Origin of the sequence: Cypionkella sp. TWP1-2-1b2, from assembly GCF_049896245.1 — a bacterium.
Lineage (GTDB): Bacteria > Pseudomonadota > Alphaproteobacteria > Rhodobacterales > Rhodobacteraceae > Cypionkella.
This window is the reverse complement of sequence record NZ_JAFCTX010000024.1, coordinates 12,498-31,337: the sequence shown is the minus strand read 5'-3', so window position 1 is coordinate 31,337 and position 18,840 is coordinate 12,498. Positions and strand designations below refer to the sequence as shown.

General features: G+C 60.6%; 15 protein-coding genes and 1 riboswitch. Of the genes, 3 read left to right on the top strand and 12 right to left on the bottom strand.

The features are described from left to right. Positions 1-15: 15 nt before the first annotated feature. Positions 16-2,010, bottom strand: coding sequence for an AsmA family protein (locus ACP7AP_RS15715; RefSeq protein ID WP_426035432.1), 1,995 nt, complete (start codon positions 2,008-2,010; stop codon positions 16-18). A 152-nt stretch (positions 2,011-2,162) separates the two neighbouring features. Here ACP7AP_RS15715 and ppk2 point away from each other — a divergent pair, with 152 nt between their 5' ends. The 3 genes from ppk2 (at position 2,163) to rimO (ending at position 6,047) form a co-directional block, all read left to right on the top strand. Beyond that, positions 2,163-3,095, top strand: a complete 933-nt coding sequence (ppk2, locus tag ACP7AP_RS15710; RefSeq protein ID WP_426035430.1) for a polyphosphate kinase 2 — start codon at positions 2,163-2,165, stop codon at positions 3,093-3,095. Between the two features lie 268 nt (positions 3,096-3,363). After that, entirely contained in the window at positions 3,364-4,365 is a 1,002-nt protein-coding gene (locus tag ACP7AP_RS15705; RefSeq protein WP_426035428.1) for a sensor histidine kinase, read from the top strand. Positions 4,366-4,640: 275 nt separating this feature from the next. Further along, positions 4,641-6,047 (top strand): 30S ribosomal protein S12 methylthiotransferase RimO, encoded by a 1,407-nt coding sequence (gene rimO / locus ACP7AP_RS15700; RefSeq protein WP_426035522.1) that lies wholly within the window; start codon positions 4,641-4,643, stop codon positions 6,045-6,047. A gap of 391 nt (positions 6,048-6,438) precedes the next feature. Here the strand turns inward: rimO and ACP7AP_RS15695 are convergent, their stop codons facing one another. The 11 genes from ACP7AP_RS15695 to ACP7AP_RS15645 all read right to left on the bottom strand — a co-directional run bounded on the left by ACP7AP_RS15695 (position 6,439) and on the right by ACP7AP_RS15645 (position 18,669). Further along, positions 6,439-6,867, bottom strand: a complete 429-nt coding sequence (locus ACP7AP_RS15695; RefSeq protein WP_426035426.1) for a hypothetical protein — start codon at positions 6,865-6,867, stop codon at positions 6,439-6,441. Positions 6,868-6,991: 124 nt separating this feature from the next. After that, a complete protein-coding gene (locus ACP7AP_RS15690; RefSeq protein ID WP_426035424.1) occupies positions 6,992-7,633 on the bottom strand; it encodes a response regulator in 642 nt (213 codons plus the stop codon). After that, positions 7,630-9,015 carry a sensor histidine kinase gene (locus ACP7AP_RS15685; protein WP_426035422.1) on the bottom strand — a complete coding sequence of 462 codons (1,386 nt, stop codon included), beginning with the start codon at positions 9,013-9,015 and terminating at the stop codon, positions 7,630-7,632. The genes ACP7AP_RS15690 and ACP7AP_RS15685 overlap by 4 nt, the downstream gene beginning before the upstream one ends. 59 nt (positions 9,016-9,074) lie before the next feature. Then, positions 9,075-9,395, bottom strand: a complete 321-nt coding sequence (locus tag ACP7AP_RS15680; protein WP_426035420.1) for a DUF3775 domain-containing protein — start codon at positions 9,393-9,395, stop codon at positions 9,075-9,077. 94 nt (positions 9,396-9,489) lie between these two features. Then, positions 9,490-9,804: an AzlD domain-containing protein gene (locus ACP7AP_RS15675; RefSeq protein ID WP_426035418.1), complete on the bottom strand. Its 315-nt coding sequence runs from the start codon at positions 9,802-9,804 to the stop codon at positions 9,490-9,492. Further along, the gene (locus ACP7AP_RS15670) at positions 9,794-10,504 is read right to left on the bottom strand and encodes an AzlC family ABC transporter permease (protein ID WP_426035416.1); all 711 of its coding nucleotides are present in this window, start codon (positions 10,502-10,504) and stop codon (positions 9,794-9,796) included. Before ACP7AP_RS15670 ends, ACP7AP_RS15675 begins: the two co-directional genes overlap by 11 nt. A 444-nt stretch (positions 10,505-10,948) precedes the next feature. After that, the gene (gene gcvP / locus ACP7AP_RS15665; RefSeq protein WP_426035414.1) at positions 10,949-13,786 is read right to left on the bottom strand and encodes an aminomethyl-transferring glycine dehydrogenase; all 2,838 of its coding nucleotides are present in this window, start codon (positions 13,784-13,786) and stop codon (positions 10,949-10,951) included. An 85-nt stretch (positions 13,787-13,871) separates the two neighbouring features. Further along, positions 13,872-14,231, bottom strand: a complete 360-nt coding sequence (gcvH, locus tag ACP7AP_RS15660; RefSeq protein WP_054007582.1) for a glycine cleavage system protein GcvH — start codon at positions 14,229-14,231, stop codon at positions 13,872-13,874. A 9-nt stretch (positions 14,232-14,240) separates the two neighbouring features. Then, positions 14,241-15,377 (bottom strand): glycine cleavage system aminomethyltransferase GcvT, encoded by a 1,137-nt coding sequence (gene gcvT / locus ACP7AP_RS15655; protein ID WP_426035520.1) that lies wholly within the window; start codon positions 15,375-15,377, stop codon positions 14,241-14,243. Positions 15,378-15,528: 151 nt separating this feature from the next. Beyond that, positions 15,529-15,621, bottom strand: a riboswitch (glycine riboswitch). Positions 15,622-15,693: 72 nt separating this feature from the next. Further along, positions 15,694-17,043 (bottom strand): MATE family efflux transporter, encoded by a 1,350-nt coding sequence (locus ACP7AP_RS15650; RefSeq protein WP_426035411.1) that lies wholly within the window; start codon positions 17,041-17,043, stop codon positions 15,694-15,696. A 264-nt stretch (positions 17,044-17,307) separates the two neighbouring features. Continuing rightward, positions 17,308-18,669, bottom strand: coding sequence for a dicarboxylate/amino acid:cation symporter (locus ACP7AP_RS15645; protein ID WP_426035409.1), 1,362 nt, complete (start codon positions 18,667-18,669; stop codon positions 17,308-17,310). Between the last annotated feature and the right edge of the window lie 171 nt (positions 18,670-18,840).

Below are 18,840 nucleotides of genomic sequence, written 5' to 3'. Positions count from 1 at the left end.
GCCACATCTCTGCCTTCAATTCCCGCCGCCGAGCAGCTTCTGCAACGCCTTCTGCGCCTCAGCATCCACCGCCTCATTCATCCGCCGCTTCGCCGCATCCTCCAAGCTTTCGCCGTCCTGCTGCACCACGCCCAACTCAGATTCGAGCTTTGCCCGCGCCTCGGCCTCCAACTCCGCCCGCTTGGATTCTGCCTGCGCCTCTAACGCGGCCTTCTGCTCGGCCAGCTTCTCATCGGCAATCGCCTGCAAATCGAGCGAGAACTTCGGGTTCGCCCAAGAGCCTTTGATTAGGAGCGGAGCCGTCAGCCCACCCGCGCCGGTGTCATCCGCCAAAGCCGTGGCCTTGATCCGATACTCCAAATTCCGCGCGCCAAGCCCGATATCCCCCACACCCCGCGCGGTGATATAGGGCGATTTCAGCACCAGATCCTCATTGTGCAGCACCCCATCCACCATGGTGAAACTGCCGCCCAAACTGTCAAAAATCGTCTTCTGGCCCTCGCCGACATAAGACGTATCCAGTGTCCGCAGCATCCCGGCAATGTCCAAGCCCAAAATCTCGCCATTGCTCAGGGCCAGCGATCCCGACCCCGACAGCGAGCGCATGATCGCATCCACCGACGCGCCCGAGCCGAGGAACTTCACCCGCATATCCCCGGTGCCCACCAGCCGCTGATAGCCACCGAAATCCGCCAGCAACGGCTGCAACGCCATGCCCGCAAAGGAGAGATCGCCGCCCACCGACAGCCCCTTGCGGCCATTGACCACAAACTGCCCCGAGATCACCCCCTCATAGGCCGAGACCTTGCGCAACTCGGTCACCAATCGCGAGCGCTCATTGGTCAGCACAATCTGCGATGGCCCGAACTTCACCATCCCCAGATCGACACTGTCCGCCGTCAGCGCCACCACCGCATCCAAGCCCGACAGCGCGCTTACATCAATCTTATCCGTGGGCCAGCCCGCCGCCTGCACGCCGCCGCTTTCGCCACCACCCTGCCCGCCCGACACCCCGGCCAGATCCAAAGCCCCCGCCGTGACCTTGGCCGACAGCTTGGCGCGCTCTCCCGCCGTGGTCAGATCCGCGTCCACCGCCAGCGTATTGCCATCCAACACCACCGACCCACTGCGCAAATGCAGCGATCCCGCCGTCGTAAGCGTCACCGCCCCCGCCACGCGCACGTCCGAAGCTCCCAAGCCTTCAGGCAGCTTTGGTGCCGCCATCCCCGCCAAAGCTGAGATCGCCGCCAGATCGCCCAGATCGGCGCTCAAAGTGCCTTTTGCCTCTGGCCCCAGCCCGGCACTGCCTTTGAAGCCAACCTCAGCCGCCCCCGCCACCAGCTTCAGATCGCTGTCCACCAGCTTGCCATCGAGAAAATCCTGAAACGCGCCAACCTCGCCCGTCAGCCGAAACGACTGCCCGTTCATCACCGCCGCCATGTCAACCGTCGCAGCCCCGGTATAATCGGGGATCGCCGCCGTGGCCTCAATCCCGCTCATCTCATAGCGCACCCCCGCTGCATGATCGGCAAACACCAAAGCGCCACCCGACACCGAGGCCTTGTCCAAAGTGAACGGCTGCCCCACCCCCGGCGTCGCCGGTGACACCGTGCCGCCCGCAGCGCCGCCGCCAAACACCCAATTCTCCGCCCCGGTCTTGGACCGCTCCAACACGATCTTCGGATTGATCGCCTCGACCCCGGTGATCTTCACATCTCCCGCGATCAGCGCCGCCAGATCCAGCGAGATCGACAGCCCCTCGGCCTGCACCATCGGCCCCTCATCCGACCACTCCGCGTTGGAAATCGAAATCGGCCCGGTCGTCACCCCCAGCTGCGGCCAGATTGTGGGCCGCACCGCGCCCGAGATCACCAGTTCCCGCCCGGTCAGCGCATTGAACTTCGCCACCGCAATGCCCGCGACCTTCTCTGCCGGGATCAGAAACACAGACCCAACCAGCACAATCGCCAGCAAAACCAGCGCGATAACCGAACGAATGATCCAACGCATAATACCCTCACAGTGACCCACACCCCGAGTCTACCCGCAACCCCCCCGCAAACAAGCCATTCACCGCCGATTGGCAACACTTCGCCCGATATGCCTGCGTCACCGCCCTGTTACATTGCCCTGATTTATCGCCACCGAAACAGGAGGCCAGCATGCCAGACACATCGTCGCCCAACACCCCCAGCCCGCAAGCGCTCGACTGGCTGGAAGCAGAACTCGCCGATGCTTTTGATGAGGAATACGAGCTGGAACTGGAAGACGCCCAGCTTTCCCTCGAAATCTCCAAGATTTACAAAGACAAGCACCCAGACGGCATCGACCGTCACATCTATTTCCAATCGCTGATCCGCCTGCAATCCGAGTTGATCAAGCTGCAAGACTGGGTGTCCTACCACAAGAAAAAGGTCGTCGTGCTGTTTGAGGGCCGCGATTCGGCGGGCAAAGGCGGCGTGATCAAACGCATCAGCCAGCGCCTGAACCCGCGCGTCGTCCGCGTCGTGGCCCTGCCCGCGCCGTCTGACCGCGAAAAAACCCAGTGGTATTTCCAACGCTATGTGCCGCACCTGCCCGCAGGCGGCGAAATCGTGCTGTTCGACCGCTCTTGGTATAACCGCGCCGGAGTCGAGCGCGTGATGGGTTTTGCCGACGACGATCAGGTCGAGCAATTCTTCAACGACGTGCCGGAATTTGAACGGATGCTGGTGCGTTCCGGCATTACCGTGATCAAATACTGGTTCTCGATCACCGATGAAGAACAGCAAATGCGCTTCCTGATGCGGATTCACGACCCGATGAAGCAGTGGAAACTCTCGCCGATGGACCTGCAATCCCGCGTGCGCTGGGAGCAATATACCAAGGCCAAAGAAGAAATGATGGCCCGCACCAATATCGCCGAAGCCCCGTGGTATATTGTTGAGGGCAACGACAAAAAACGCGCGCGGTTAAACTGCATCGACCACCTGCTGCAGCAATTCCCCTACGAACCAGTGCCGCATGAAGACGTGACGCTGCCAAACCGGGTTTTTAATCCACAGTATGAGCGCGCAGTCCTGCCGCCGGAGTTGTATGTGCCGGGAAAATACTGATATTCCCGCCCGCTCCTCGCCGCCCCGGCCTTGAGCCGGGGCCTCATGGTATAAGCAGAGGCCCCGGCTCAAGGCCGGGGCGGCGTGGCGTATTTTGTAAGCCGCTGACGGGGCAGAACGCCGTTTAGAAAGCGGCGTTCAGTCAATGGCAAAGTCCAACACAGTCAAGTCGCACGCGATTGGGATGGAATTCGGCGCTTGACGGCATCGGACAATCATCATCTATGATTTCGCGATAAGTGTTGTACGCCCAAGTTGTAGAGGTCCTGTGGACAGCAAATCCAACCCACTGGAAAGATGGAGCGAAAACGCGCTGCGCAAAGCAGTTGACGCGGCGGGCATTGCTTTGTGGTCATGGAATGTCGATACGGACAAACTCGACCTCGACGAGCGCGGCATCGAATTGTGGGATGTTCGTCCAAAGGATGAGGTAACTTTCGCCCAGCTTTCCGCCAAAATTCATCCTGCAGACCGTGATCGCGTGCAGGCTGCCTTTCTGGCGACGCGGTCTATCGTCGGGCCGTATGAAATAGATTTCCGAACACTCATCGGACAAAAGGTTCGCTGGATTTCCGCGCGGGGTCGCGGCAGCGATGAAGACATCTTAAGGCGCGTGATGATGGGTGTGTTCCTCGACGTCACCGCCCGCAAACAGGCGGAAGAAAGCAACGAACTGCTTGCCGGTGAAATGAGCCATCGGGTGAAGAACCTTCTGACCATTGCATCGGTGCTGGCTAAAATCACCTCCCGGTCCGCCTCTGGCGTCGAGGATATGACAAGTCAGTTGATGAACAGACTTACGGCCTTGGGTCGCGCACACGATCTGGTCCGTCCTTTGCCGGGGCATCAAGGCACAGCGGCGCTTCTTGGCGATATTTTTGCGGTTTTGCTGGCACCATATGATAACCAAGGCGCGTTCGCCGGGCGCATCCGCATTTCGGTTCCAAGGATGGGCGTTGGTGAAAATGCAGCAACCGCCTTGGCGCTTATCGTGCACGAACTTGCAACAAACTCGTTGAAATACGGATCACTTTCGTCGGAAGAAGGTGTGCTGGACATATCAGGCACGCAGGTCGAAGATAAAGTACGCTTCGTTTGGACCGAACAGGGCGGTCCAGATGCCTCTAACCCGTTAGACCGCAAAGGCTATGGCCGCAGCTTGGTGCGCAACGCCGTCGAAGGGTCGCTGGGGGGAACAATCGAATATGATTGGTCGAAAGCCGGTATATCGGTGACCTTGGATATAAAAACCGCTCTGTTAGAGACTTAGGCCCCAATACTGCAAACAGGCTGCTGAAGGTGCAAGCGGTGCTGCTGCGGTGATTGATCTGATGCCGAAATCGTTCTCGCTGCGGCTGGGACAATGTGCAGCGCGGCTTTGTACCGCCCATGCTGCGGTGCCACCTCAAACAACCACCTCGCCCACAAACCTTAAATTCCTTACCCACCCCGCAGCCTAACCGCTTGATTTGCCACAAACCGCCCCGCTGTCCACGCATGGGCACCCCCTACCGCGACGCCGCGTTTCAATATATACCCTTCCCAATGTCGCAAAATCCGCCCATGCCCAACCTCGGGCTCCGCCCAGACCTCGCACCGAAACCCAGTTTCAGCGAACCCATCCGACCCGGCCAGCCCACCATCGGCATGGTCTCGCTCGGCTGCCCAAAAGCCCTCGTGGACTCAGAACGCATCCTCACCCGGCTGCGCGCCGAAGGCTACGCGATCAGCCCCGATTACAAAGGGGCCGATGCGGTGATCGTCAACACCTGCGGCTTCCTCGACAGCGCCAAAGCTGAATCCCTGGAGGCTATTGGTGAGGCCCTCGCCGAGAACGGTCGCGTCATCGTCACCGGCTGTCTGGGGGCGGAACCCGAATATATCACCGGCGCACATCCGAAAGTTCTCGCCGTGACAGGCCCGCATCAATACGAGGCGGTGCTCGATGCCGTCCACAAAGCCGTTCCCGCCAAACCCGACCCATTCATTGATCTGCTGCCCGCCACCGCCGTCAGCCTGACCCCGCGCCACTACAGCTATCTGAAGATTTCCGAGGGCTGTAACCACAAATGCAAGTTCTGCATCATCCCCGACATGCGCGGACAGCTCGCATCCCGCCCCGCCCATGCCGTGCTGCGTGAGGCGGAAAAGCTGATTGAGGCCGGCGTGCGCGAACTGCTGGTGATTTCTCAGGATACATCCGCCTACGGGGTGGACCGCAAGCATGACCTTAGCCCGTGGAAGGGCGGCGAAGTCCGCGCCCATATCACTGACCTTGCCCGCGCCATGGGCCATCTCGGCGGCGAGACCAAACCGTGGGTCCGCCTGCACTACGTCTACCCCTACCCACATGTCCGCCAACTGATCCCGCTGATGGCCGAGGGGCTGATCCTGCCCTATCTCGATATCCCGTTCCAGCATGCCGATCCGGGCGTTTTGCGGCGGATGGCCCGCCCCGCTGCCGCCGCCAAAACCCTTGACGAGATCGCTGCATGGCGCAGCGTCTGCCCGGATATTACCCTGCGCTCGACCTTCATCGTCGGTTATCCGGGCGAAACCGAGGCCGAATTCCAGACCTTGCTGGATTGGATGGATGAAGCGCAACTCGACCGCGTCGGCTGCTTCCAATATGAGAACGTCGCGGGCGCGCGCAGCAATGACCTGCCCGACCATGTGCCGGATGAGGTGAAACAACAGCGTTGGGACCGCTTCATGGAGAAGGCTCAAGCAATATCAGAGGCCAAACTGGAGGCCAAAGTCGGCCATACCCTGCAAGTTATCGTTGATGAGGTTGATGACGAAGGCGCCACCTGCCGCACCATGGCTGATGCGCCGGAAATCGACGGCAACCTGTTCATCGACGAAGGGTTCGAGGGCCTGAACCCCGGCGATATGGTCACGGTGACGGTGGAAGAAGCCGGCGAGTATGATCTTTGGGGTAAGCGCGTCTAAGCCTGCCCCAAGCGCCACGCCGCCACGGACCTGATCCGGGGCCACATGGTCGCGCAGCAGAAGCCGCCGGATCACGTCCGGGGTGGCGAAGCATGTGGGTTTGATAAACAAGTGATCGCGCTTTTGCCCGTCATCGAAAAAGGTCCTGTCCAAACTCGCATCGCAATTTTCGGCCCAATCCAATCCTGACATGCGCAAAAGTCACTCCCAGCGGGGAATGACTTGTGTTTTTCTGCAATATTTACCGCGATTTCCACAACATGTTGTGGTCCTTAAGGCATTGCGTGTTTGGTATTGATCTTAAAGCGCCCTCGCCATGCAGCCCGCATGCAGCGCAAACCAATCTCAAATCGTGTTGCGACGCGGGCTTTGCGTAACACGCGCCAAGCGATCAACCGTGGTTGACGGCATCATCCTTGCCACGTCCGCGACGGGCGAATTCCTGCCCTTGTGCGGGCAGCGTCAGCGCTGCATGGCCAGCGCCATCATCCTTGCCCTTGCCGCCGCGCATGTGGCCCGCCGGATCATCCGCGCCACGACCACGACGGGCAAACTCCTGCCCGAACGCAGGCACCGTCAGCGAGGTGTGGCCCGCACCGTCATCCTTGCCCCTGCCGTGGCGCGTGTGGCCCGCTGCATCATCGGCACCCCGGCCCCGGCGTGACAAAAGCTGCGCGTCGTCGCTGGGCGTGCCGGGCAGAGCCATAGAAACCTGCGGCAGAACAGTGTCTTGCACCATCGCAATGGCTGCGCTGGCACCCGTCAGCGACAGCGCAACTGCGCCTGCCGCGATGATTTTGGTGAGATTGGAATGAGACATGATAGGCTCCATAGGATGAGGTTGTTTGTTCGTAGCCTCAATCTACGGCAGCTTGCGCCCTTGCATCAGGGACCATCGCCCAGCGATTTTCGCGGGTAAAACCAGCCTATGGTCTGATAAACCCTCAGTCTTTCAGATGCATCCGCGCCAGCATCGCGGCCTCGACCCGGTTGCGCACATGCAGCTTTTGCAGGATCGAGGTCATGTAATGTTTGACGGTTTTTTCCTGAATATCCAGCTTGCGGCCGACCTCTTTGTTGGACAGCCCGGTTGCCACCAGCCGCAAAATATCCTCCTCGCGCCGCGACAGATCGGCCAAGGGATTGGGCTCGCCCACCGGCTTGCCGCGCACCGCCACCAACAGCCGCCCCGCCAGTCCGGGCGAGACATAAGACCGCCCCGCCGCGAGGTCACGCACCAGTTCGACCAACTCGCTGGCCCCGACCCCTTTCAGAATATAGCCCGCCGCCCCCGCCTTCAGCGCCGTCATCAGATCGCCCTCATCTTCCGAGGCGGTCAACATCGCGACCAAGGGCGGCTTTTCCATCTGCATGATCAGAGCCAAAGCCCCCAAACCGCCGCCCTTCGGCATCGAGACATCCAGCAACACCAGATCGGGTTTCAACGACAGGCAAAGCCGCGCCGCCGCCTCGCCATCCTGCGCTTGGCCGACCACATCAATCCCGCCCGCATCCGCCAGCGTGCGCGCCACGCCGTCGCGGTAGATCGGGTGGTCATCGGCCAAAACCAGACGGATAACGCTCATAGGGCTTCCTTCAAATCCAAGGTCATCCGCAACTGCGCGCCCGGCCCATCGCTGCGATTGGCAAAGCTGATATGGCCGCCCAGACTTTCCACCCGATCCGCCAATCCGGCAAGGCCAAGTCCGGCATCCTCGCGCAGAAAATTAACGGGCAGTTGCGCGAACCCAGTACCCCGATCCAGCACTTGCACCTCTAACAGATCGCCGCGCAAGCTGACCCGCACCTCTTGGCCCTGCCCCTCGGCATGGTGCCAGGCGTTGTTCAGCCCTTCCTGCACAAACCGATAGCAGCAGATTTTCACCGCAGCGGGCAGGCCACTGACTGCTTGACAGTGCAAAGCCACCGCCGTTCCGGTGCGGGCGGCATGCGCCTCGGTGACGCCACGCAGAATATCCTCCAGCGATTTCTGCTCGATATCCGGCAGCGATAAACCTCTGGCGATGCTGCGGATTTCCAGAATTGAATCCTTCACCGCCCGTTGCACCGAGGCCAAATCCTCTGCCGCCCTGCCTGAGACTTGGCCCGAAACCTGCCCTTGCAACGCATCCAGCCGCAGCGCCGCAAAGCCCATCAGTTGTGCCGGGCCGTCGTGCAAATCCGCGCCGATCCGCCGCAGAGCCTGATCATTGACCGAGGCAAACCGCGCCGCCGCGCCCTGCACCCGTAGGCGCAGCGCCAAATTGCGCGCCGCCATATCCTTCAACGCGCTCAGTTGGCGATCAATGGTGCGAGAGCCGCGCAAAACCACCGCAAACATCGCCACCGCGATCAGCGCCATCGCGCCTGCCACCGTCAGCCAGCCCATCGCCCGCGCCCGGATCAGGTCTTGCTTCAGCTGGGTGGCCACTTCGTAAAACTCCGCCACCGCAATGACCTTGCCGGATTTGATCTCACGAATCGGGCTGTAAATCTCCAGCAGCGGGATACCCAAAGCGTGCTCGGCCTCGTCTTCCTCGTCCTTGGTGTCGTTGAAATCGGCGCGCACCTCGCCGCTCCAAGCCTTCTTCAAATTCTCGGTCGGCGGAAACCGCTTGCCGACGGTTTCCAGATTAGAGGCATCCACCACCAGCCCGCCGGGCCGCCAGATCTTGAAGCTGACCACCCGTTTGCCCAGCGCGGTATCGGCAAGCAATTCGCCGATTTTCAGCCGCGATGCCTCGGTCATATCGGTACGCCGCGCCAGATCCTGCGTCAGCGGCGCGATAAAGCTTTCCATATACAGCGCCGTCGCGTTGGCGGTGTTGCGCACCACCACCTCCTCGATGCGGTTTGAGACGACAGATCCGCCCACACCCGCCGAGACCAACATCACCACGCCACCCGCCAGCGCGAATTGCTGCACCAGCGACAGCTTTGACCATGCCGAAAGATCTAACGGTCGCATCTGAACCCCAGAGTTGTGCGGCCATCAACCGCGCGCACGGGTTTGGCCGCCGCCATCGCTTACAGCAAATCCTCTTCTTCGCCGGTCACATCAATGCCCATCGCCTCTAACCCGGCCTCAAGATTCTCGGCCAGATCGGTCATGCCCAGCAGATATCCATCGGTCGGGGCCGAGGCCTCCACTTCCGCCACCACCACCGCTTGACCAAATTCATCCGCCGTATAGGTGCCACGCCCGACCCAAGCCAGCGCCGTCAGATGCGCCTTTTCATCGACGTTCAACCCAGCCAGCAAGCCGCGCAACTCGGCCGCTGCCGAGGCAGTGGTTTCGCGCGACAGGTAAATAATTTCCACCACTTTCGCGGCTGCAATTTCCAACATCATCATCTCCAGTTCGCCCGCATTTTAGCACAAAGCCTGCGCCCGACTATGATCTAAAGCAGGGTGAGTAGCCATCACCCTAAAGCGCGTCGCGCTAAAGCAGCCAGACCGCCAGCCCATAACCCACCGAGCCCGCCAAGGTTGCCAGCACGACCGAGCGCATTGCCGCATAAACCGCCAGCACCGCGCCGGTGCCGATGATCAAAGGCAGTGGCAAACCGCCCTTCAGCATCGGCAGCACCGAGGCCACAAACAAGGTCGCAATCGCCGCCGGTCCGGTTGAGGCCAAAAACCGCGCCAGCATCCCATCGGGCTTGATGCCTGACAAATCGGCCTTGGTCGGGAAAAACCGGAACGCCCAAGTGCAAGCGCCCACGATCAATGCCAAAGTCAAAATCTCAAACCGCATCCTTGCGCCTTACCAGTAACCCAGCCAGCGCGCCCGCGACCATGCCCGCCAAAATCCCCGCCGTGCCCGACCATGCCAGCGTCACCGCCACCGTCGCCAGCATCGCCACCGCAATCACCGGAAGCTGCAGGCGTGAGAGGATCGACAACAGCAGCGCCAAGAACAGCGCAGGCAGCATGAAGCCCAACGCCGCGTCGATCACCGGATAGGTCTGCAAGGCAGCCCCACCCGCATAGGCCCCCAAAGCGGTGCCCGAGAGCCATGATCCATAGGCCGCAAGCCCCAGACCAAACATGAACGCCTCGGAAAACACCACTTTTCCCCGCGCCAAGACCCCTAGCGCCGCGCCAAACACCTCATCGGTCAGCCCAAAGGCCCAAGTCCAAGCGTGCTTGGTGCGCGCGCCCGGCCCCACCCGCTTGATCAGCGCCGGACCATACAGCACATGCCGGATGTTCATCGCCACCAGCGTGAACGCCGACACCAAAACCGGAGCCCCGCCAGTGATCAGTGCAAGCGCCAAAAACTGCGCAGCCCCGGCATAGATGATCAGCGACAGCCCGAACGCCTCCAACCCACTCAGCCCCGCCCGCGTGGCCGCAACGCCAAAGGAAAACGCGATGGGGAAATAGCCCAAAGCAATCGGCAGGGCGGTGACAAGCCCTGCGGTGAAGCTGGATTTTGGCGCGTGAAGGCTCATGGCGCTTTGCTAAGCGGTTCGGCGGATTTGGTCAACGCGCCGCTTTTTGATGCATTGTGGGGGGCGGGGGGCCAAAAACATAGCTTTCTGTCCTTGCTCGATTTGGCCCGCGCCAAATCGGGCCGCGCCTGCCTGTCCCCGGCAGGCGCGAGTCCGCGCCAGCCAAGTCAGGCGCGGCCCGATTATCTAAGGAATGGCTTGCTGCCTAACGCCCCTTGCTCAACGGCTTTCAGCCTTATGCGCAACAAACCGAAAAACGCTCTCCCAGAGCGTTTTCTTTCAGTTCGGGTCTTGGCACCAAAACCGCGGCTCTGAACCCAACAGGCATGTATAAGAAAATAGCCCCACCTTAGTCCTAGCGGGGCCATTTCTTAACAAAATCTTAAATCGACAACCCTAAGCCGCTGATAACAAACACTTCCAAAAGGTCCCAAGTTGGGACCCTCACTCCGCAGCTTCCATATAGCTTTCCAAAGGCGGGCAGATACAGATCAGATTCCGGTCGCCATAGACGTTATCAACGCGCCCGATCGGCGGCCAATATTTATCCACCCGGAACGCGCCGGGCGGGAAGCAGCCTTGGTCGCGCGGGTATTTCCGGGTCCAATCTGCGACCAGATCCTCAACAGTATGCGGCGCGTGCCGCAGCGGGCTGTCCTCGCTGGAAATCTCACCGTCTTCGACCGCCTTGATCTCGGCCCGGATCGCCAGAAGCGCCGTGATGAAACGGTCAATTTCGGCCTTGGTTTCCGATTCCGTAGGCTCCACCATCAGGGTGCCTGTCACCGGCCAAGACATGGTGGGGGCATGGAAGCCGTTATCAATCAGCCGCTTCGCAATATCATCGACCGTCACGCCGACCTCGGCAAAGGGCCGGGTATCGAGGATACATTCATGCGCCACCCGCCCCTTGTTGCCCATGAACAGGATCGGATACGCCCCTTTCAGCCGTGCCACGATATAATTGGCGTTCAGGATCGCCACCCGCGTCGCCTGCGTCAGCCCCTCACCGCCCATCATCAGACAATAGGCCCAAGAGATCAGCAGGATCGAGGCGCTGCCATAAGGGGCCGCAGACACCGCACCGTCGCCGCCCGTCTCGGAATGTCCCGGCAGATACGGCGCGAGATGCGATTTCACCCCAATCGGCCCCATCCCCGGCCCGCCACCGCCATGCGGGATCGCGAAGGTTTTGTGCAGGTTCAGGTGGCTGACATCCGAGCCGATCTCGCCGGGTTTCACTAGGCCCACCAGCGCGTTCATATTCGCACCGTCAAGGTAGACCTGCCCGCCGAACTCATGGGTGATCCGGCAGATATCGCGCACGGTTTCCTCAAACACCCCATGGGTCGAGGGATAGGTGATCATGCAGGCCGCAAGATTGCCACCCGCAGCCATGGCCTTAGCGCGGAAATCTTCGACATCCACGTCTCCGTTTGGCATGGCTTTGACCACCACCACCTCCATTCCCGCCATCTGAGCGCTGGCCGGGTTGGTGCCATGTGCTGATACCGGGATCAGGCAGATGTTGCGGTGGCTTTCCTTGCGCGCGCGGTGGTAGGCGGCGATGGTCAGCAGGCCCGCATATTCGCCCTGCGCGCCGGAATTGGGCTGCATCGAGAAGGCATCATAGCCGGTGATTTCACACAGTTTGTGCGACAGATCCTCAATCGCCTCGCGATACCCCAGCGCCTGATCGGCGGGGATGAAGGGGTGCAACGAGCCAAACTCCGGCCAAGTGATCGGCATCATCTCGGCGGCGGCGTTCAGCTTCATCGTGCAAGACCCGAGTGGGATCATCGCGCGGTCTAAGGCCAGATCGCGGTCGGACAGGCGGCGCATGTAGCGCATCATTTCCGACTCCGCGCGGTTCATGTGGAACACCGGATGGGTCAGATACTGGGTCTGCCGCAGCATCGCTTCGTCAAAGCCCAATTCTGCCTTTGCGGGGGGCGAGTTTTGAATACCAAACGCACGAAGAACCCGGCGAAGAACATCTTCGTTGCTGGTTTCATCCAAGCTGATACCGACATGATCGCGGCCCACTTTGCGGAAATTCAGCCCTTCCAGCCGCGCCGCCGCTAGAATCCCAGCTTGGCCGACGCCGACATCCACAGTAATCGTATCGAAAAACTGCTTCTGCGGCAGTTCCGCCCCCGCATCGCGCAGGGCTTTTGCCAGGCGGACCGTCAGCGAATGGACCCGCTCGGAAATAGCGCGCAGACCTAGTGGGCCATGAAACACCGCATACATTGAGGCCATCACCGCCAGCAAAGCCTGCGCGGTGCAGACGTTGGAGGTCGCCTTTTCGCGGCGGATATGCTGTTCGCGGGTTTGCAGGGAAAGGCGGTAGGCTTTGTTGCCGTGGCTGTCGATGGAGACGCCTACGATCCGCCCCGGCATCTGGCGTTTATGCTCGTCTTTGCAGGCGAAAAAAGCGGCATGTGGGCCACCGTAGCCCAACGGCACGCCAAAGCGCTGGCTGGAGCCGACCGCGATATCCGCGCCCATCGCGCCGGGTTCTTTCAACATGCAAAGCGCGAGCAGATCGGTCGCCACCACAGCAATCGCTTTGGCAGCGTGCAGGGCGTCAATCCATGGGGTCAGATCGCGGACATGGCCCCAAGTGCCGGGATACTGGAAAATCGCGCCGAACACCTGAGTGGGTTGCAGGGTTTCAGGATCGCCGACGATGATTTCGATGCCCAAAGCCTGCGCGCGGGTTTGGATGACGCCGATGGTTTGGGGGTGGCAATTCTCATCCACGAAAAACTTTTTCGCTTTTGATTTGGCGACGCGCTCGGCCATGGTCATCGCTTCCGCCGCCGCTGTGGCTTCATCCAACAGGCTGGCGTTGGCAAACGGCAGCCCGGTCAGATCGGCGACCATGGTTTGATAATTGAGCAAAGCCTCAAGCCGCCCCTGCGCAATTTCGGGCTGATAGGGGGTGTAGGCGGTATACCACGCTGGATTCTCAAGGATATTGCGCTGAATTGCGGGCGGCGTCACTGTGCCGTAATAGCCCTGCCCGATCAGGCTGGTCATCACCTTGTTGCGCCCCGCCACCGCGCGCATCCGCGCCAGCAGGTCATGTTCCGACAGCGGTGCCCATCCCAAAGGGATGCTTTGGCGGATTGAGGCAGGGACAGTTTCATCCATCAGCGCGTCAAGACTGGTGACGCCCACCGCCTTCAGCATCGCCTCCATCTCGGACGGAGATGGCCCGATATGGCGGCGGTTGGCGAAATCGTAGGGATCATAGTCAACGGGGGTAAAGGTCATTTGGCTGCCCTCAGGATGCAATAACCAGCCCCCGTGCATTCGGAGGCCGGAATTTTCGCAGAAAATTCGTAGACTTGACGGGCGCTTAGCCGATCAAATCGTTGTATTCGTCTTCGTCCATCAAGGCATCGAGCACCGACAGATCGTCTATCCTGATCTTGAAAAACCAAGCGGCCCCGGTTGGGTCTTCGTTCACCAGCGACGGGTTATCGACCAGTTTGGTGTTGACCTCGGTGATCTCGCCATCAAGCGGGGCCAGAATATCGGAGGCGGCTTTGACGCTTTCAATCACGCAGACCTCGTCACCCTCGGCGACCACGGTTTCCACTTCGGGAAGCTCGATAAACACCACATCGCCCAGCGCGGTTGCGGCATGTTCGGTGATGCCAACCACCACCACATCGCCCTCGACGCGCAGCCATTCGTGATCTTTTGTGTATTTCATCGGGTGTCCTCAGCGTTTGTAGGTGGTTGGATGGAAAGGCATGGTCGCGACGCTGACAGGCAAGCGCTTGCCGCGCACCTCGCCTTCCAGCGCCGTGCCGGGGTTGGCAAACGCGGCTGCGACATAGCCCATCGCAATCGGCGCGTTGACGCTTGGTCCAAAGCCGCCCGAGGTGACTTGGCCCAAGGGCGTGGCATCGGGCGCGAACAGATCGGTATGCTCGCGCATCGGCGCGCGGCCTTCGGGGCGCAGGCCGACGCGTTTGCGCTCGGGGCCTTCCGCCAGTTCTTGCAGGATACGCGCCTCGCCGGGGAAGCCGCCTGCGCGGGTGCCACCTGTGCGACGGGCTTTCTGGATCGCCCATGTCAGCCCCGCCTCAACCGGGCTGGTGCTGGTGTCGATGTCATGGCCGTAGAGGCAGAGGCCCGCTTCCAGCCGCAGGCTATCGCGCGCACCAAGGCCGACGGGCATGACTTCGGGTTGACCCAGCAGCGCATCGGCGAAGGGGCGCAGTTGCGCTTCGGGGACCGAGATTTCAAAGCCGTCTTCGCCGGTGTAGCCCGAGCGCGAGATCCAGAGATCAGCGCCCTGCCACGGCAACGCGGCTACATCCATGAAGCGCATTTCAGCGACACCGGGGATCAGGCGGGCCAAAGCCGCCTCGGCCTGCGGGCCTTGCAGCGCCAGAAGGCCGCGATCTGTGACCGGGATCACCTCGGCGTCGTCCGACAAATGCGCCTGCATATGGGCGATATCGGCGGCCTTGCAGGCGGCGTTGACCACGACGAAAATATGATCGCCGCGATTGGCGAACATCAGGTCATCAAGGATGCCGCCGGTCTCATTGGTGAAAAGGCCGTAGCGCTGGCGGCCCTGCGCCACACTCAGCACATCCACCGGCATCAGCGATTCAAACGCCAAGGCCAAGGCCTGATAGCTGGTTTTCGGGCGCAAGATCACTTGCCCCATGTGGCTGACATCAAACAGGCCAGCCGCAGCACGGGTGTGCAGATGTTCCTTCATCACGCCTGCGGGATATTGCACCGGCATCTCGTAGCCCGCAAACGGCACCATCTTGCCGCCCAAAGCGACATGCAGATCATGCAGACCCAATCTGAGCAATTCTTCGGCCAAAGCCGCCCCCATAACTGCCGGATACGCATACCGACACCGATCAGGCGGGCCAATCCCCACCCCACGATGCCCCCTCTGTCTTTACCCATCACCGCTCGTTCGGCTTAGGCGCCTGAGATCGTTATCCCTTCGGCGGGCGCTGCTGCACCACTCTCCAGAGTCTGTTATCAGAACGGTCCTTGAGCCTGAGAGTTTACCGGGGCGGTTGCTCCTTCGGCACCAGAAGTTTCCTGCTGGATTCTCCCGATCCTGATACCTTTAGCTAGCCCAGAGGCTGTGGGGCTTGCAAGTGAAAAGAATACGACGGTATGCGACTGTTTTACGACACTCAGATGCGGGCAGGCGTGGCAATGATCATCCGGTAAGCCAGCCAGACACCGAGGATGCCGAAGATCACCCCGCCAAGGGCCTGCCCGATCAGCACGCCTTGCGCGCCCCAATAGTGTGAGAACCACCACGCCAAGGGCACAGTGCCGATGGTGTGGCGACCCCAGTTGATCAGGGTCGACATCAGCGGGCGACCAAGGTTGTTGCAGGCGGCATTGGCCATGAAAATCGCGCCGTTGAAGAAAAACAGCAGGCACAGCGGACCGCAGAACAGATAGACCAGATCGCGGGTCAGTCCCTGCGCATAAAACAGATCGGCGATGGGCGCGCGCAGGGCGAACAGGATCGCCGTGACGATGACAACGACGATGGCGGTAAACTTCAGCCCATCAAGGAAAGTTTGCAGCACCCGGTCCATCCGCCCTGCCCCGTAGTTTTGCCCGATGATCGGCCCAATCGCACCCGACAAAGCAAAAATCACCCCCAAAGCCACCGGAGTCAGCCGCCCGGCAATCGCCATCCCGGCCACCGCCGCCTCGCCATAGCCCGAGACCATCCGTGTCACCATCGCCTGCCCCAAGGGTGTGGCGACTTGGGTTAAAATCGCAGGCCCGGCTATGGCATAGACCGGGGTGAGATCGGCTTTCAGCCCCTCTATCGACGGCCGATCAAAGCCGCCGTGATGCCGGATCACCGGGATCAGCGACACGCCCGCAATCACTATCCGCGATACGACTGAGGCAATCGCAGCCCCGGTCAGATCCAGATGCAGTCCAAAGATCAGGATCGGGTCCAGCACCGCATTGGCCGCGGCCCCCCACAAAGTTGCCGCCATCGCGCGCCGCGCGTCGCCATGGCTGCGCAGGATCGCGCCGCCGATCATCCCCACCATCAGGAAAGGTTGCGCAGGAATAACGATGCGCAGGAAATGCACCGTCAGCGCGTGGGTGCGCCCCGTAGCGCCGATCAGCGTGACAATCCCCGGCAGAAACGCCCAGACCACGGCGGCGAAGATAATGCCAAAGCCGATACCCAGAATCATGCCGTTCGTGGCCTTCTCGCGTGCCATCACCAGATTGCGCTGCCCCACCGCCCGCGCCACCAAGGCCGAAACAGCAATGGACAACCCGATGCCGAAGGATGTCGTGAAAAACAGGATCGCCCCGGCATAGCCAACCGCCGCCGTGATATCCTGTTGATTCAGCATCGAGATGAACACCATGTTGATCAGGTCAACCGAGAAAATCGCCATCAGCCCGACCGAATTGGTCAGCGACATCACCGCGATATGGCGAAAGAGATTGCCCTCGACAAATTTCGCCTGCTGACCCGTCGCTGCTTGCTCTGCCATTTACACCCTGCGGAAAGTTTCCCCTCCGCCACCTTTTGCTTCAGATTGCCCGGAAATTTGCCCAGATCGGACCGAGGCGCAGCTTTGCATCTGGAATCGCAAAGGTTCAAGACAGAACGCCGCAACCTGCCCTGCATCGCCGCAGAGTCCCTGCGCGCGAACCAACAGCCAGATTGCGGCGGCACAGGCAACCCGTGGAAATGCGCGACGCGGGCAGCCGATCTGGCCCCCGCGTCTTGCATGGTCAACTGTCAGGCGATGGCCTTAGTCAGCGCTTGTCTCGCCGATTTGCAAACCCGCCGGGGCGTGCAAATCTTGCACTGGCATGAACGAAGACGGCAAGTCTTCCCCCCGTAGTGCTGCGTTAAGCTTGCCGCGATCCAGCGCATTCTCCCAGCGGCTGACCACCACCGTCGCCACCGCATTGCCGATGAAGTTGGTGATCGAGCGGCATTCCGACATGAAGCGATCCACCCCAAGGATGATCGCCATGCCCGCGACCGGAACCGTCGGCACCACCGACAGGGTTGCGGCCAGCGTGATAAAGCCAGCACCCGTCACCCCAGCAGCCCCTTTCGACGACAGCATTGCCACTGCCAGCAGGGTGATCTGATCGCCTAAGGACAGGTCGATATTGGTGGCCTGAGCGATGAACAACGCGGCCAAAGTCATATAGATGTTGGTGCCGTCGAGGTTGAACGAATAGCCCGTCGGCACCACCAACCCCACCACCGGGCGGGCACAACCTGCACGCTCCATCTTCTCCATCAGCGCAGGCAGTGCCGATTCAGACGACGAAGTGCCCAAAACCAGCAGAATTTCGGTTTTCAGATAGGAGATCAGCCGGAAGATCGAGAAGCCGTTCAACGCGCAAACCGTGCCCAGCACCACGATGATGAACAAAGCCGAGGTCAGATAGAACGTGCCGACCAAAGCCGCCAAGTTAACCAATGATCCGATGCCATATTTGCCGATGGTGAAGGCAAACGCCCCGAACGCTCCGATCGGGGCCGCCTTCATCAGGATATCGACGATGCGGAACACCACGCGGCTGATCGTTTCAAACAGATCGACCACCGGGCGGGCTTTCTCGCCGATCAGGATCACACCGACACCGAACAGGATGGCGACAAACAGCACTTGCAGGATGTTGCCATCGACAAAGGCCGAAACCATGGTGTCCGGGATAATGCCCAGCATAAAGCCCGTCACCGTCGTCTCATGCGCTTTTTCGCTATAGCCTTGCACCGCAGAGGCATCCAGCGTGGCCGGATCAATGTTCATCCCCGCACCCGGCTGCACCACATTGGCGACGATCAAGCCCACGACCAGCGCCAGCGTCGAGAACACGAAGAAATAGCCAAACGCCTTGGCCGCAACCGTTCCGACGCCGCGCAGGCTGGTCATGCCAGCAAGCCCGGTGACGATGGTTAGAAAGATCACCGGGGCAATGATCATCTTCACCAGCTTGATAAAGCCATCGCCCAAAGGTTTCAGCGACTCGCCGACTGATGGCCAGAAATGCCCGATCAGCGCGCCCAGAATGATGGCAAAGATGACTTGGAAATAAAGCGTGCGATAGAATGGACGCGGCACTTGCGCCACGGAAGTGGTGTTGATCTGCATTGTGGTCTCCTCCCAACATGCGGATGACTGGTCTGTGACGCTATGATGACAGGCCGCCCCCTTACTGCGTAGAAATGAGGCGACTAACAGCAATGCGTTGATGTCATAGGTTTTTCGTGTTGATCGGCATGAAATTTTGTGCGCTTTTCCACACATAGATTTTGTGATAGT

Coding starts and splice junctions, on each gene's coding strand:
- gcvP (WP_426035414.1), bottom strand. CDS start 13,786: ATGACCTTTACCCCCGTTGACTATGATCCCTACGATTTCGCCAACCGC.
- ACP7AP_RS15685 (WP_426035422.1), bottom strand. CDS start 9,015: ATGCGACCGTTAGATCTTTCGGCATGGTCAAAGCTGTCGCTGGTGCAG.
- ACP7AP_RS15645 (WP_426035409.1), bottom strand. CDS start 18,669: ATGCAGATCAACACCACTTCCGTGGCGCAAGTGCCGCGTCCATTCTAT.
- ACP7AP_RS15650 (WP_426035411.1), bottom strand. CDS start 17,043: ATGGCAGAGCAAGCAGCGACGGGTCAGCAGGCGAAATTTGTCGAGGGC.
- ACP7AP_RS15680 (WP_426035420.1), bottom strand. CDS start 9,395: ATGTTGGAAATTGCAGCCGCGAAAGTGGTGGAAATTATTTACCTGTCG.
- ACP7AP_RS15690 (WP_426035424.1), bottom strand. CDS start 7,633: ATGAGCGTTATCCGTCTGGTTTTGGCCGATGACCACCCGATCTACCGC.
- ACP7AP_RS15715 (WP_426035432.1), bottom strand. CDS start 2,010: ATGCGTTGGATCATTCGTTCGGTTATCGCGCTGGTTTTGCTGGCGATT.
- gcvT (WP_426035520.1), bottom strand. CDS start 15,377: ATGGGGGCGGCTTTGGCCGAAGAATTGCTCAGATTGGGTCTGCATGAT.
- ppk2 (WP_426035430.1), top strand. CDS start 2,163: ATGCCAGACACATCGTCGCCCAACACCCCCAGCCCGCAAGCGCTCGAC.
- gcvH (WP_054007582.1), bottom strand. CDS start 14,231: ATGAAATACACAAAAGATCACGAATGGCTGCGCGTCGAGGGCGATGTG.
- rimO (WP_426035522.1), top strand. CDS start 4,641: ATGTCGCAAAATCCGCCCATGCCCAACCTCGGGCTCCGCCCAGACCTC.
- ACP7AP_RS15675 (WP_426035418.1), bottom strand. CDS start 9,804: ATGCGGTTTGAGATTTTGACTTTGGCATTGATCGTGGGCGCTTGCACT.
- ACP7AP_RS15695 (WP_426035426.1), bottom strand. CDS start 6,867: ATGTCTCATTCCAATCTCACCAAAATCATCGCGGCAGGCGCAGTTGCG.
- ACP7AP_RS15670 (WP_426035416.1), bottom strand. CDS start 10,504: ATGAGCCTTCACGCGCCAAAATCCAGCTTCACCGCAGGGCTTGTCACC.